Annotated in this window: 10 protein-coding genes; 8 read left to right on the top strand and 2 right to left on the bottom strand. The window is 60.4% G+C overall.

Annotated elements, in window-relative coordinates:
* Position 1: 1 nt before the first annotated feature.
* Entirely contained in the window at positions 2–1,270 is a 1,269-nt protein-coding gene (locus DNK50_RS15130) for an aminotransferase class V-fold PLP-dependent enzyme (protein WP_112194879.1), read from the bottom strand.
* A gap of 18 nt (positions 1,271–1,288) precedes the next feature.
* Positions 1,289–2,632: a pyoverdine-tailoring dipeptidase-like protein PvdM gene (gene pvdM, locus DNK50_RS15135; RefSeq protein WP_112194881.1), complete on the bottom strand. Its 1,344-nt coding sequence runs from the start codon at positions 2,630–2,632 to the stop codon at positions 1,289–1,291.
* Positions 2,633–2,775: 143 nt separating this feature from the next.
* On the opposite strand from pvdM, the gene DNK50_RS15140 reads away from it, so the two are divergent.
* From DNK50_RS15140 to tssH, 8 genes are all read left to right on the top strand, one after another.
* Positions 2,776–4,404, top strand: a complete 1,629-nt coding sequence (locus DNK50_RS15140; RefSeq protein WP_112194883.1) for a PvdJ/PvdD/PvdP-like protein — start codon at positions 2,776–2,778, stop codon at positions 4,402–4,404.
* Between the two features lie 543 nt (positions 4,405–4,947).
* Complete coding sequence (tssB, locus tag DNK50_RS15145) at positions 4,948–5,451, top strand: type VI secretion system contractile sheath small subunit (RefSeq protein WP_099584246.1); 504 nt, start codon at positions 4,948–4,950, stop codon at positions 5,449–5,451.
* Between the two features lie 31 nt (positions 5,452–5,482).
* Complete coding sequence (tssC, locus tag DNK50_RS15150; protein WP_099584238.1) at positions 5,483–7,021, top strand: type VI secretion system contractile sheath large subunit; 1,539 nt, start codon at positions 5,483–5,485, stop codon at positions 7,019–7,021.
* 23 nt (positions 7,022–7,044) lie between these two features.
* A complete protein-coding gene (gene tssK, locus DNK50_RS15155) occupies positions 7,045–8,400 on the top strand; it encodes a type VI secretion system baseplate subunit TssK (protein ID WP_112194885.1) in 1,356 nt (451 codons plus the stop codon).
* On the top strand, positions 8,397–9,080 hold the full coding sequence (gene tssL / locus DNK50_RS15160) for a type VI secretion system protein TssL, short form (RefSeq protein ID WP_112194887.1): 684 nt from the start codon (positions 8,397–8,399) through the stop codon (positions 9,078–9,080). The genes tssK and tssL overlap by 4 nt, the downstream gene beginning before the upstream one ends.
* A gap of 7 nt (positions 9,081–9,087) precedes the next feature.
* Positions 9,088–10,809 (top strand): OmpA family protein, encoded by a 1,722-nt coding sequence (locus DNK50_RS15165; protein ID WP_112194889.1) that lies wholly within the window; start codon positions 9,088–9,090, stop codon positions 10,807–10,809.
* Positions 10,810–10,832: 23 nt separating this feature from the next.
* A complete protein-coding gene (locus DNK50_RS15170; RefSeq protein ID WP_112194891.1) occupies positions 10,833–11,324 on the top strand; it encodes an Hcp family type VI secretion system effector in 492 nt (163 codons plus the stop codon).
* Between the two features lie 137 nt (positions 11,325–11,461).
* Complete coding sequence (tssH, locus tag DNK50_RS15175; RefSeq protein ID WP_112194893.1) at positions 11,462–14,128, top strand: type VI secretion system ATPase TssH; 2,667 nt, start codon at positions 11,462–11,464, stop codon at positions 14,126–14,128.
* Position 14,129: the final 1 nt, after the last annotated feature.

Genomic DNA, 14,129 nt, shown 5'->3' on the forward strand with positions numbered 1-14,129 from the left:
GTCACACCCGCTGGCGCAGCAGGGTCATGAACCGCTGGATTTCGTCGGCGTTGTTAAGCAGGCCGGGCGAGGTGCGGATCACGGGGCCGACATCACGCTCCACTGCATCGATCACCACGCGGTGTTTCATCATCTGGGCCACCACCGCGTCGCTGTCCTGGCCCTTGACCCGGAAGAAGGTGAAGCCAGCGGACAGCTCGGTGCTGCGCGGGGTGACCAGTTCGACTTGGGGTTGTGCCAGCAACTGGTCTTTCAATTCGGTATTCAGCGCATGGATGCGCGCCTGCACGTGCGCCTTGCCCAACTGCAAGTGCAGCTTGAAGGCCTCGTCCGCCGCCCAGCGATGCTCGAAGGCGTGGTAACCGCCCGGCGTCATGCTGGTGGCGAAATCCTTGTCCTCGGAGAAGGTCGGCACCATGGGTGTCACGTATTTGTTCTCGGGGTCGCGGGCGCACACCAGGCCGGTGCCGCGTGGGCCGAACATCCATTTATGGGTGCCGGCGATGAAGAAGTCGCAGTGCATGTCGGGAAAATCGAGGTTTTCCACGCCGAAGCCGTGCACGCCGTCCACCACATAGAGGAGGCGGTCCTGCTCGTCGCGGTCGCGGTTGTGCTCGTCCACCCACTTGCCGATTTCGCCGATGGGCAGCTTCACGCCGCTGCCGGACTGCACCCAGGTCATCCCCAGCACGCGGGTGTTGGGCCGGATGGCGCGCTGGATATTGCCCAGCACTTCGTCGGCGGACACTTGGTTGGCATTGTCGAACAGCGTGATCCGACGGACCTGGGTGCCTTGCTTGAGGACGCGATAATCCAGCACGTTCTGGGTAGCGTAATGCTCGTGAACGGTGGTCAGGATTTCCTGGTCGGGCCGCACCTTGATCCCGCCATAAATCATCGCCAGCCCTTCGGAGGTGCTGCCAGTCAGAGCGATCTGCGGGGGTGTGGCCTTCAGGTAGTGACCGGCCCATTCGCGCACCTGGCCTTCGCGCTTCCAGGTTTCCTGCAGGTCCCAGTCCATGGCCAGCCCTGGGTTGCGGTCGATCTGCGCACGGTAGCGCTCGATGGCCTCGCGTACCGGCTTGGGGTGCGAGGCCACCAGGAAATTGGAGAAATGCAGGTAATCCGGGTCCTGGTTGAACAGTTGCTTGAATCCCGTCCATGGGTCTTGCGTGGGGGCTGCCTGTGCGTGAGGCAGGATGGCAGCGCCAAGCGGCAGGCTGGCGGCAAATACCCCGGCCTGCTTGAGAAACGTACGGCGGTCGGTCATGGACTGGCTTCCAGGTGGTTAGCGGTTGGCCAATGGCTTGGCGGATTTTTGTACCTGGTCCCACACCCGCAGGAAGTTGCCTCCCCACAGCTTGGCGATATCGGCTTCGGAGTAGCCGCGCTGGATCAGCTCGGCGGTGACGTTGCGGATTTCGCCCACGTTGTTCCAGCCGTCGATGCCGCCGCCGTCGTTGAAGTCCGAAGACAGGCCGACATGGTCGATACCGATCTTGCGCACGGTGTAGTCGATCGCGTTGCCCAGGTCCTTGAGGGTGGCCTTGGGTTCTTCTTCGAGGATGCCGTACAGCGCGCTGGCGTACTCGCCGAACCGCTGCTCGGGCCAAGCCGCGATGATGGGGTCGCCCGGCATCAGCGCCATGGCCAGGTTCGGCAGGGGCGGCAGGTCGAAGCGGGCGCGCAGGGCGTTGAGCTTGTCCTGGGTCGGCTGGCTCAGCGGGCGCAGGTAGGCGGAGAAAGCCACGATCTGCACCACGCCGCCGCTGTGCTTGATCAGCTGCAACTCCTTGTCGCTGAGGTTGCGCGGAATATCCACCGATGCTCGCGGTGCCGAGTGAGAAGCCACCATCGGCGTACGGCTCAGCTGTGCCACCTGCTCCAGGGCCTTGGTCGACATCTGCGACACATCAATGATCACACCCAGGTCGTTGAGGCGATGCACAGCTTGCTTGCCAATGTCCGACAGGCCGTCCAGGGCATCCGGGCTGTCATTGAAAAACGGCAGCGGGCGCGAGGAGTCCGACCAGGCGTTATTGCCCACATAACTGAAGCCGAACATGCGCATGCCGCGCGCGGCCCACAGGTCCAGTTGGTTCAGGTCGTTGCCCAGAGGGTAGGCGTTGAGCATGCTCATAAAGATCGCAAACTTGCCCTCGCCATGCAGGCGCCGGAAGTCATCCGGGGTGTAGGCAATGGCAACCTGGTTGGGGAAGTCGCGCACCATGGCGCTGATGATCTTGTAGCGCACTTCCTGTTCATGGCGTGCCGCTTCTACGAACCCTTCGGTGGGCTTGTGTGGTGCGTTGGGGCCGTTCCAGATCTCTGGCCAGCCGAAGATGGTCAACGCGGCGCCGGACAAGCGGCCACGACTGGCCTTGACCAGGTCGAATTGATCACTGCCGTCCTTGTCCGCTTCCTTGCCGGCGGTGCCGAAATCCACCGGCACGGTGATATGGCTGTCGAATGACAGCAGGCGGTCCTGCATTTCATTGGCCTGCTTGATCACCTCCAGCGGGTAGCCGGCATTGCCCCTGAACCAGTGATCCCAGGCCAGCAAGCCAGCGCCGACCGCCAGGGCCAGGGGCAGGCCGATGTACAGCGCCTTTTTCGAACGTGATTTTGTCATTGCCATCTCAGTCAGTTGAGGCCTTCGCTATCAGGGAGGAACGAGCAATGAGCGGGGAAATTTAGGCGGGCGAGGCGGCAGCGGTAAATTTCCCCTGTCAGCAAACGTTCTAGCTCTGATCAAGCCGTTTCCTAAGGTAGACAATGACCATCTCTCGACGTGGGTTCATCGCAGGCCTCGCGCTCACCGGCGCCGCTGTGCCGGCCGCCTTCTATGCCCATCGCGAGTGGACGTGTGAAGAATTCCCCATCACCCCCGGCGAAGCCACGGTGGATCTGGCTGACACTGCCGGCCAACACTTGGCCAATACCTTGCGCGGTGTCTGGAGCCTGCGCCTGGAAGGCCGCGACGCGGGCCTCAAGGGCCTGCCGCTGCAAGGTCTGGAGCTGCTGCTCGACATCGCACCCCGTGGCCGAGGCCTGCGCGGCTACCTGGACACGGCTGCGAACCTGCGTGCCGAAGGCGAACCACGTTATCGCGTATTGGGCGATTTGCTGACGGGCGAGGGCGCCTTGCTCTACTGGCGCCTGATCGACCGCGACGCGGCCGATGGCCGGCCCGCCTATGAATTCAAGATGACCCTCGATGAAGTCTGGGCCGACTTCGGCAACGCCGGCAGCGGCACCCTCAGCGGGCAGATCCTAGACCTTGATCGCCCCTTGGCGCTGACTGAGCGCGACAACCGTTTTATCGCCCACAAACAACTGTTTCCCGAAGCCCGCCAGCGCATCGGCCATAACCCGACGCTGCTCGCGTGGCTGATTGCCCCTGAACACCGCCTGTTCCACCAGTTGTGGCACGCTACGCGCGACCAATGGCACAAACTCTCCGAAGAAAAGCGCGACGCCCTGCGCGGCATCGGCTGGCAACCGGGGCCCCGTGGCCAGGAGCGCGATGCCCGTGGCAAACGCAAAGACCGCAACGGCTCGGGTATCGACTTCTTCTTCATGCACCGGCACATGCTGGGCGCCGCCCGCGCCATGCAGGACTTGCCCTCGTGGCCCGCCTTCCCTGAGCCGCAACCGGCGCTGGAGCGTGATCGCCTGGGCTTTGTGCGCTACTTCGACAACCACGATGGCTTCGCGCTGCCGCCCACCTGGTCAGCCCCGGACGACAGCGAATACACCCAGTGGGTCAGCGACATCAAGTCCGAAGAGACCTACCACAGCAACTTCCAGGTCTGGGAGTCCCAATACCGCGACCCACGTTACCTGGCCAAATTCACGCTTGGGCAGTTGGGCTCGCAAATGGAACTGGGCCTGCACGACTGGCTGCACATGCGCTGGGCCTCGGTGCCCCGCGACCCCTCCAACGGCGCGCCAGTACCCTTTGCCCGTGACCCAGCAGACTTTTCCGCACGCTGGTATGCCGCTGAAAACGACTTCCTTGGCGACCCTTTTTCCTCCCACGTAAACCCGGTGTTCTGGCACTTCCACGGCTGGATCGACGACCGCATCGAAGACTGGTTCCGCGCCCACGAGCGCTTCAATCCAGGCGAAGTCAGCCGGCTGGAGGTCAACGGCGTGGCTTGGTTCGCACCCGGCCGCTGGGTCGAAGTCGGCGACCCGTGGCTCGGCCCGGACACCCATGGCTGCAGCACCACACCGGGCTTGCAGATGGGCAAGTCGATGGAAATGGACCCGGAGACCATGAAGCTCGCGTTGAGGATTACGTTTGGCGCTGATGACGATGCGCTCAAAGGCTTGTTCAAGCGGGTGCCGAAGCGGCCTTGGTATGCGCGGCATTTGAAGGTGAAGGCGCGGGAGGTGTGACTGCGCACGCGTAAATTTCAATTTTTACGATATTGACCAGCGGTGGCGGGCAGTACTCTGCACCTGCCGCCGCTTCCGCCTCGGTGTCTGCTTGACGGTATGGAAGTGTTTCCTCCTGATTGGGCGGTTTAACTGTTCCTCCTTGATTGCCTCTTACGTTATAAACACAGCGCCTATAACGGTAAGAGAGTGTCCGCTTTTTGTTACTTTAATAAAACTTCCTACAGTGATTGCCTACAAATAGTTTGAAGCTCTGACGGATCTTTCTTGTGTTCGTAGTTAAATATTAAACGTTGATTGCGAGAGGGCCGATCTGGGCGATTTGTGGGAAGTTTCCGCAAAGCGCCTCGGAAAGCTCTTGCCCGTGATTTGGGGGTGGTAAATATAAAAGGCAATACTTCATTCTAAGTAGAAGGAGTTTGCCAGCGGCCGGGTAGTGCGTTGGCTTTTCCAATAAGGAATCCATTTTCTCTCTATGGATTTCGGTCTTTATTTTTTCAATGGCTAACTGCGCTGTTGAAAAGGCGACTTACGGATGGAGTTATGACTTTAAGCAGCTTTCAAAATGAAGTACCCAAAGCCAGGATCAACATCAAGCTTGACCTGCATACCGGTGGTGCGCAGAAGAAGATTGAACTGCCACTTAAACTGATGCTGATGGGTGACTACAGCAACGGCCAGGAGCAACGTCCGCTGTCAGAGCGAGGCAAGGTCAACATCAATAAAAACAACCTCGACAGCGTCTTGGCGGACTTCTCGCCCAGCCTGAAGCTCGCCGTTCCCGATACGTTGAGCGACGAGGCATCTGATACGTCTGTCGAACTGAACTTTCACTGTATGAAGGACTTTGAGCCCGAGCAAGTAGCGAGGCAGATTCCGCAACTACGGGCCTTGTTGGCTATGCGCAACCTGTTGCGCGATCTCAAATCCAACTTGCTGGATAACGTGACCTTTCGCCACGAGTTAGAGCGTATTCTCAAAGATGACGCGCTCAGTGATGAACTAAGGACGGAGCTGGCTGCCTTGGCGCCTGTGGAAGATCGTTGATTTAATTCATGCTTTTAAAGGGAATGCCGTTATGACTGTAGAAGGTTCCAGCGAACAATCGCGCAGCGCCACTGTGTTAACTGAAGCGTGCGGTGGTATTTACGGTGCGCTGTTTAGCAAGATCAATCTAAACCCGATAGTAACGATGGGTGGTATAGAAGCGTTTCAAAACGCCGACGCGCTGTCTGAGGTATCAGCCGATGAGCGGGTGACCGCAGCGGTCAGCGTGTTTTTAAAGTTGCTTAAACAATCACCGCAGAAAGTAGAGCGTCTGGATAGAGTCCTGCTGGACGAACACATCGCCTCCCTGGACATGCAGATCAGCCGTCAACTCGACGCAGTCATGCATCATCCGGATTTCCAACGTGTCGAGTCGACTTGGCGTGGCGTGAAGTCGCTGATTGATCAGACGGATTTCCGTCAGAACGTGCGCATCGAACTGTTGGATATCAGTAAGGATCACCTCGTGCAGGACTTCGAGGATGCGCCGGAAATCGCCCAGAGCGGCTTGTATCTGCACACCTATACCCAGGAGTACGACACTCCCGGCGGTGAGCCGATTGCAGCAGCTATCTCCAACTACGAGTTTGACCGAAGCCCTCAGGATATCGCCCTGCTGCGCAACATTTCGAAAGTGTCCGCCGCCGCGCACATGCCATTTGTGGGCGCGGTCGGCCCAGCCTTCTTCGGCAAAGAGTCCATGGAAGAAGTTGCCGCGATCAAGGACATCGGCAACTACTTTGACCGCGCTGAATACATCAAGTGGAAGGCGTTCCGCGACAGTGACGATGCACGTTACATCGGTCTGACCATGCCACGCGTCCTCGGGCGCTTGCCCTATGGCCCCGACACCATTCCAGTACGCAATTTCAACTACATCGAAAGCGTCAAGGGTCCGGATCACGGTAAATACCTGTGGACCAATGCCTCATTTGCCTTTGCGGCCAACATGGTCAAAAGCTTCATCACCAATGGCTGGTGCGTGCAGATTCGTGGGCCGCAATCGGGCGGCGCGGTGACGGAACTGCCGATCCATCTGTACGACCTGGGCACCGGTAATCAGGTCAAGATTCCTTCCGAAGTCATGATCCCGGAAACCCGTGAGTTCGAATTCGCTAACCTCGGCTTCATTCCGCTCTCGTACTACAAGAACCGCGACTATGCATGTTTCTTTTCGGCCAATTCCGCGCAGAAACCGGCGCTGTACGACACGGCCGACGCCACCGCCAACAGTCGAATCAACGCACGCTTGCCTTACATCTTTCTGCTCTCACGCATCGCCCATTACCTGAAGCTGATCCAGCGCGAAAACATCGGTACTACCAAGGACCGACGTCTGCTGGAGCTTGAGCTGAACAAATGGATTGGCGGGCTGGTGACCGAAATGACAGACCCCGGTGATGACCTGCAGGCCTCGCATCCACTGCGCGATGCCAAGGTGACGGTCGAAGACATTGATGACAATCCGGGCTTCTTCCGCGTCAAGTTGTACGCCGTGCCGCACTTCCAGGTCGAGGGCATGGACGTGAACCTGTCGCTGGTTTCGCAGATGCCCAAGGCCAAGGCCTGATTCAATCGTAGGGAAACGATGCCATGAAGATCGATCGCCCTTTATGGGCCGCCGGAGCATTGCTGTCGCCGCAGCAATTTCAGCAGCAGACACGCTACGAGGCTTGGACCAATAACCAGCTCGCTCTAATGACCTGGGTACATCCCTGGGGCGTCCAGGCTGTGGAGTTCGACCTGGATGCGTTGCGACTGGGCAAGCTCAAGGCCGCTCTGTTGCAAGTGCGAATGCCGGATGGCACATGGGTCGACACCGAATGCATGGATCGGCTGCCTCCCGCGTTGGAACTGGCGGCGCTGCTCACCGACGAGGTTCAGGAAGTGACCGTGCTGCTGGCGCTGCCATTGGAGCAAGCCAACGGAAACAACTGCGTGTTTGAAGGCAGCAGAGTCGATCGGCCCACTCGTTATCGTCAGGACTGGCGCCAGGTTCAGGATATCTACGCAGACGAGGCCCAGTCGATTGGTGTGCTGGAACACGCGCTGAGCCTGCGCCTTCACAGTGACGATAACCCGGATTACGTAACGTGTCCGGTCGCACGTCTGGTGCGAGACGGGAAAGGGGCCTGGAGCCTCGACCTCGGTTTCGTGCCGCCATTGCTCAGCTTCGCCGCGCATCCTGGGCTGGTGAATCAACTGGACAACCTGTTGACCCAGTTAGCTGCCAAGCGGCAACGGCTCATGGGCATGCGGCGCGAAAGCAATCAGCGCATGGCCGACTTTGCGGTGGCCGATGTCTCGCTGTTCTGGCTGCTTAATGCGCTGAACACCTATCAGCCGGTGCTGGCGGATCTGCGTGCATTTGCGGCGCGTCATCCAGAGCATGTCTATCAAGTGCTGATCAAGCTGGCGGGCGGCCTGCTGACGTTTTCACTGGAGCACGATGTCGATGAAATCCCGGCTTATCGACACGCGCATCTGGAGGCCGTATTCCCGCCCTTGATGCACAGCATTTCCCTGCTGCTGGAGGCCAGCCTACCGTCGCGGGTCGTTGCCTTGCTACTGGAGGCGCGTGGGGCCAATCGCTGGCAAGTCACGCTCAATGACCCGCGCCTGCGTGAACGCAACGGTGCCGACTTCTATTTGTCAGTGCGTTGTCGGCTACCGGCGGCGCAGTTGCAGGATCAGTTCCCGTGCTTGTGCAAGATCGGCACGCCCGACGCTGTCAACTACCTGGTCAATGCGGCGCTTGATGGGGTGCCGTTGCAGTCGCTCAGCCATGTGCCAGCGGCGATTCCATTACGCCTGGAAAATCAATATTTCGCCCTGGACCTCGGCCATCCCAGTGGGCAGGCAATGCTGGACGAAGGCGTTTGCGCGTTCTACGTCCCCAGCACATTGGCCGACGTCAAGCTTGAACTGTTCGCGGTGCTGCGCTCATGAAAGTGACGTCTTTGGAAGAGCGCAGTTCGGCTGCGGTGGATATCGATGCGCTGCTGCAGGACACCTATCTGTTGGTGGTTGAGTTGCGCCAGGGAGCCTCGGTGCAGAACAGTCGGGAGTTGGAGCAGCTTTGCACGGCGCAAGTGGAGCAGGTGCGCCAGCAGCTCAAGCTGGCGGGCCTTGGTCAACGCAGCATTGATCACATCAGCCATGCGCAATGTGCGTTGCTCGACGAGACGGTGCTGACCTGCGCCAGCGATGATGCGCGGGCGTCGTGGGCCAGCGAACCGCTGCAGGCCAAGTTTTTCAACCGTCACCAGGCGGGTGAGTTTCTTTATGAAGACATACGCGAAGTGCTGCGCGGGCCGGCACCTGATCGGCATGTGCTGACCGCATTCCAGCGGGTATTGATGCTGGGTTTTCGCGGGCGCTACCGTGACCTGGACGATCCCGAACGTGAGCAATTGCGCGTTGCCCTTGACGCGCAGGTCACCCCACGCAAGGTCAGGCATACCCTCGTTACGCAAGCGGCCCGTGGAGGCGTGCCTGCGGGCCTGTCCTGGCTGCACTCACCGCTGATCCAGATCCTGGCGATGGGCTTGTTGCTTGCGGCTACGGGATGGGGTTTGGATCAGTTGTTGAGCGATGCGGTGGCTTCGCTTATGCCTGGTCAGGGGTGAGCGGACGATGACCTTCAACCTGCATCGAATCCTTTACCTGTGGGCGGGCGTTTTGGCCATGGCTTTACTGGTCATCATTCCGCTTGAACTGTGGGCGCGAGCGCTCGGGATGTTGATCGGGGTGTGTTGTGTCGCCTGGGCCTGGGTGTCGCAGAACCGCCGAGCCGAGCGCCAGTCTGGGGCGTTCAGGTTGGCGGATAACGTGGCATTGCCTGTGACGTCGTTTCGTCACCCAGTGGTACTGGTCTGCGGAGACAGCCTGAGCAATCTGTTCGGTGAGATCCCGGCCGAGCACTTGGCCCTGCGTGTTACGGCCTTGGGTTGCTATGTGCGTGTACCGAACGTGGAGCAACTGCCGGCTGTCACCGACGCACTGTTGGCGCTGCGTCCAGAGTGGGCAGGGCAACTGGGTGTGATGTTCATCGTCAATCCAGGCGTTCACAGCGACGGTGCAATCCTCGCGGGTAAGGTGCGCGGTTTCAGCGATCAGCTTGCCCTGGCTCGCAAGCGTGGGAGTGCACTGCCACTATTGCTCGCGAGCTACCTGCAAACCTTGCAGGGCGAGGAGCCATGGTTCTGTTGGGACAACGGCCATACCGAAGTCCGCGTCCATGACGCCGGTGCATGTGTCAGTTCGGATGAATGGCAGCGGCAGACCTCCGACAGGCTCCTACAGGCTGCGCGGATGCACGCGAGCGTACAGCTCAACAGCATTGTGGCCTGGTTGCATGAAGCGGTGCGGCCACACCTCGTCGCTCGAAACTCGCGCAATTGCCTGGCAACGACGTGGGTGATCAAACTGGTGCCGTCGCTGCCTCAGGCGGTACCCGAAAACCTTTGGCAGCAATGGTTGCACAGTAGGGTGGCGCTGGCGGATAACCGGCAGGTCATGACGGATGTGCTGTTGCCATTTCCCGATCCGTTGCTCAACCTCCTTGCGCTGCGACCGCTACGCACCCCACTGCAACGCGCAAGCGTCATTGCGCTCTGGTTGTTCACCGGCGCGCTCGTCATCGCTCTGGCCAGCTCGGCATGGCAGAACACCCTGTTGGCGCGCCAGATCAGTGATGACCTGCGGCGCTATTCGGCTATACCTGTGCCGACCCAGCGTAATCAGCGTGAGTTTCTTTGGCGTGAAAATGCGCTGGGCGTACTCCGGCAGCACGCCCAGCGCCTGGACGCTTACTACCGGCACGGCGTGCCCTTGGCCTTTGGCTTGGGCCTGTATCGTGGCGAGCAGTTGCGCGCACCGCTCCAGGCGGTGTTGGCGGCCCACAGTGAGCCGCCACCGGCTACAAAACCCGAGCGGAGCGCCAGTTCAGTACGGCTGGACAGCCTGTCATTGTTCGCTCCCGGCAGCGCCCAGCTCAAAGCCGGCTCGACCCACGTCCTGATCAAAGCGCTGGTCGATATCAAGGCTCAGCCAGGTTGGCTGATCGTTATCGCGGGACACACCGATGCCACCGGCGATTCCGAAAAAAACCTTCGGCTTTCCCACGCCCGTGCCGCCGCCGTGCACGCCTGGATGCAGCGCATGGGGCGTATTCCTGCCAATTGCTTTGCGGTGCAGGGCTTCGGCGCCACTTATCCGATAGCGAGTAATGACACCGAGGCGGGGCGTGCCGCCAATCGCCGCGTCGATATCCGCCTGGTACCAGAGGCGGGGGCCTGCGAGCTCGCGACCCCTGGTCCGAACAGACAACCCCCTGTCGCATCCCGCGACGTTTAACTTCCTGAGAAAAGGAGCTTCACATGGCAATTCCCGTTTACCTCTGGCTGCAAGACGATGGTGGTGCCGAAATCAAAGGCTCGGTGAATGTCGATAAGCGTGTGGGCAGTATCGAGGTGGTCGCCCAGGACCACAGCCTGTACATCCCCACCGACAACAACACCGGAAAGCTGACCGGCGCGCGGGTTCATACCCCCTTTCTGTTCTCCAAGGAGATCGATGCGTCCAGCCCCTACCTCTACAAGGCCGTGACCACCGGGCAAACCCTCAAGAGTGCCGAGTTCAAGTGGTACCGCATCGACGATGCCGGGCAGGAAGTCGAGTACTTCATCACCAAGCTGGAGAACGTCAAGGTGGTGAAAGTCGCGCCGAAAATGCACGACGTCAAAGACCCGAGCAAAGAGAAACACAACCATCTGGAACAAATTGAGTTGCGCTACGAGAAGGTCACCTGGACCTACAAGGACGGCAACATCATCCACTCCGACTCCTGGAATGAACGCCAAAGCGCTTGATACGTATGGAGCAGCAGGCGCGCTTTCGCCTGCTGGCCCCGGTGTGCTGGGTTGAGCGCCTGCTCGCGGACGTTCAGCCAATCACATCGATTCCAGACGCCATTTCTTAATGAATCTTTGCACAAGGACGCAACCGTATGGCCCCCAACTCCACCCGCTTGCTTCGCCGTCTCAACCCCTACTGCGCCCAGGCATTGAGTGCAGCGGCTTCGTTGTGCCAGAACCGGGCACATGCGCAGATCAGCATTGAGCACTGGTTGCTCAAGTTGCTGGGGCAGGGCGAAGGTGACCTGACGGTGATCGCCCGTCGCTACGAGTGGAATCTGGAGGCGCTGTGGTACGGGTTGCTCGAACATATTGATCAGCTGCCGCGTAGTGTGCAGAGCAAACCGCAGTTGTCTCAGCCATTGCAGCAACTGATCCGTGATGCCTGGGTGCTGGCCTCGCTGGACGACAACAACGACAACCTTCGCTCAGTGCATCTTCTGAGCGCGCTGATGGAAACACCAGGCCTGTTGGCGTGTGAGTCCGCCTGGCCTTTGCTCAGCCTCAGCCACGTCCAGTTGCAGCGTCTCTCGGGACTGTTGGATCACACTTCCGAGGAGTGTCCGCAACTGCAGGCACCTGCCCAGTCGGGGAGTGCCGCCGACATCTGCGGCGAGCTCGCCATAGCTCCACCCCGTGTCAGCCAGGAGGGTTCATTGCAGGCAGTGCTGGACAGATTCACCCACGACCTCACTGCCCAGGCGGCGCAAGGCAAGATCGACCCGGTATTTGGCCGCGACGACGAAATTCGGCAGGTCATCGACATCCTAAGTCGTCGGCGCAAGAACAATCCTATTCTGGTGGGCGAGCCTGGTGTCGGCAAAACAGCACTGGTTGAAGGCCTGGCCTTGAGCATCGCCCAAGGCAGGGTGCCGGACAGCCTCAAGTCGATCAGTGTGCGCACCCTTGACCTGGGCTTGTTGCAAGCTGGGGCCGGGGTCAAGGGCGAATTCGAACAGCGCCTGAAAAACGTGATCGACGCCGTACAGCAATCCGAAAGACCTGTGCTGTTGTTTATCGACGAGGCCCATACCCTGATCGGCGCCGGCAACCAGGCCGGCGGGGCCGACGCAGCCAACCTGCTCAAGCCGGCTTTGGCCCGTGGCGAATTGCGCACCATCGCCGCGACCACCTGGAGCGAATACAAACAGTATTTTGAGCGCGACGCCGCCCTGGAACGGCGCTTCCAAAGGGTCAAGGTTGAGGAGCCGGATGACGCGAATGCTTGCCTGATGCTGCGAGGCCTGAAGGCGCGTTACGCCAACCATCACGGTGTGCACATCCAGGATACGGCGGTGCAGGCGGCTGTCAGCCTGTCGCGACGCTACCTGACCGGCCGGCAACTGCCCGACAAAGCGGTCGACCTGCTGGACACCGCCAGTGCCCGCGTGCGCATGAGCCTGGACTGCGAGCCGCAGGCGCTGGCCCACCTGGGCGCGCGGCAAGTGGCCCTGGAACTGGAGCGGCAAGCGCTGGAGCAGGATCAGCGCATGGGCGGCCAGCAGGCTGATGCGCGCCTGGCAGTGATCGCCGCACAACACGCCGAGCTGCAACGCCAGTACCTCGATCTGGAGCAGCAATACCGACAGGAACTCGACGTCACCCAACAGCTGATTGATGCACGTCAGGCCCAGCCACCGCAGCGTGAGACCTGCGAGCAACTACAGCAGCAGTTGAGCGAGATCCAGGGCAGCCAACCGCTGCTGTCGCTGGATGTGGACGCGCGCAGCGTTGCGCACGTGATTGCCGATTGGACTGGCGTGCCGCTGGGCATTCTGCTCAAGGACGAACAGGCCAACCTGCTGATGTTGGAACAGCGACTGGCAGAACGTGTGATCGGGCAGGCTTCGGCACTGAACGCCATGGCGCAGCGCCTGCGGGCGGCCAAAACCGGGCTCACCGATGACAAGGCGCCGCTGGGTGTGTTCCTGCTGGTCGGCACCAGCGGCGTGGGCAAGACCGAAACGGCCCTGGCCTTGGCCGATAGCCTGTTCGGTGGCGAAAAATCGCTGATCACCCTCAACTTTTCCGAGTACCAGGAAGCCCACACCGTCAGCCAGCTCAAAGGTTCGCCACCCGGCTACGTCGGTTATGGCCAAGGCGGGGTTTTAACCGAAGCGGTGCGGCAAAGGCCCTACAGCGTCGTGCTGCTCGACGAAGTGGAAAAGGCTCATCGCGACGTGCTCAATCTGTTTTATCAGGTCTTTGATCGCGGCTTCATGCGCGATGGCGAAGGCCGTGAGATCGACTTTCGCAACACCGTCATTCTCATGACCTCCAACCTCGGCAGCGAGCTGTTGCACCGCTGTGTGCAGGCGCAACCCGACGCACCGGACAGCATGCTGTACGAACGACTGCGGCCGATCCTGAGCGACCACTTCCAGCCGGCGCTGCTGGCGCGCTTCCAGACCCTCATCTATCGCCCGCTGCAAGCCGATGCGCTCAAGCGCATCGTCGCCATCAAGCTGGCCCAGGTTGCCAAACGCCTGCAACGCCACTACGGCCTGGAGTGCCGGAGCGACGACGCCCTGAACGACGCGCTGGTTGCCGCCTGCCTGCTGCCTGATTCGGGTGCACGCAATATCGACAGCCTGCTCAACGAGCAAATCCTGCCGGTACTCAGCCAGCAACTGTTGGAGCGTCGAGCAGCACAGCAACGCACCCAGGGTGTGCGCTTCGGTTATAGCGCCGAAGACGGTATCAGCCTGCACTTCGACGATCTTCCAAGCACGGTTCAGGCCGTCGCCTCGCAGGTGTGAA

Source organism: Pseudomonas sp. LG1E9, assembly GCF_003290225.1.
Lineage (GTDB): Bacteria > Pseudomonadota > Gammaproteobacteria > Pseudomonadales > Pseudomonadaceae > Aquipseudomonas > Aquipseudomonas cyclaminis.

Coding starts and splice junctions, on each gene's coding strand:
- DNK50_RS15140 (WP_112194883.1), top strand. CDS start 2,776: ATGACCATCTCTCGACGTGGGTTCATCGCAGGCCTCGCGCTCACCGGC.
- tssH (WP_112194893.1), top strand. CDS start 11,462: ATGGCCCCCAACTCCACCCGCTTGCTTCGCCGTCTCAACCCCTACTGC.
- tssK (WP_112194885.1), top strand. CDS start 7,045: ATGAAGATCGATCGCCCTTTATGGGCCGCCGGAGCATTGCTGTCGCCG.
- tssL (WP_112194887.1), top strand. CDS start 8,397: ATGAAAGTGACGTCTTTGGAAGAGCGCAGTTCGGCTGCGGTGGATATC.
- DNK50_RS15170 (WP_112194891.1), top strand. CDS start 10,833: ATGGCAATTCCCGTTTACCTCTGGCTGCAAGACGATGGTGGTGCCGAA.
- DNK50_RS15130 (WP_112194879.1), bottom strand. CDS start 1,270: ATGACCGACCGCCGTACGTTTCTCAAGCAGGCCGGGGTATTTGCCGCC.
- tssB (WP_099584246.1), top strand. CDS start 4,948: ATGACTTTAAGCAGCTTTCAAAATGAAGTACCCAAAGCCAGGATCAAC.
- DNK50_RS15165 (WP_112194889.1), top strand. CDS start 9,088: ATGACCTTCAACCTGCATCGAATCCTTTACCTGTGGGCGGGCGTTTTG.
- tssC (WP_099584238.1), top strand. CDS start 5,483: ATGACTGTAGAAGGTTCCAGCGAACAATCGCGCAGCGCCACTGTGTTA.
- pvdM (WP_112194881.1), bottom strand. CDS start 2,632: ATGACAAAATCACGTTCGAAAAAGGCGCTGTACATCGGCCTGCCCCTG.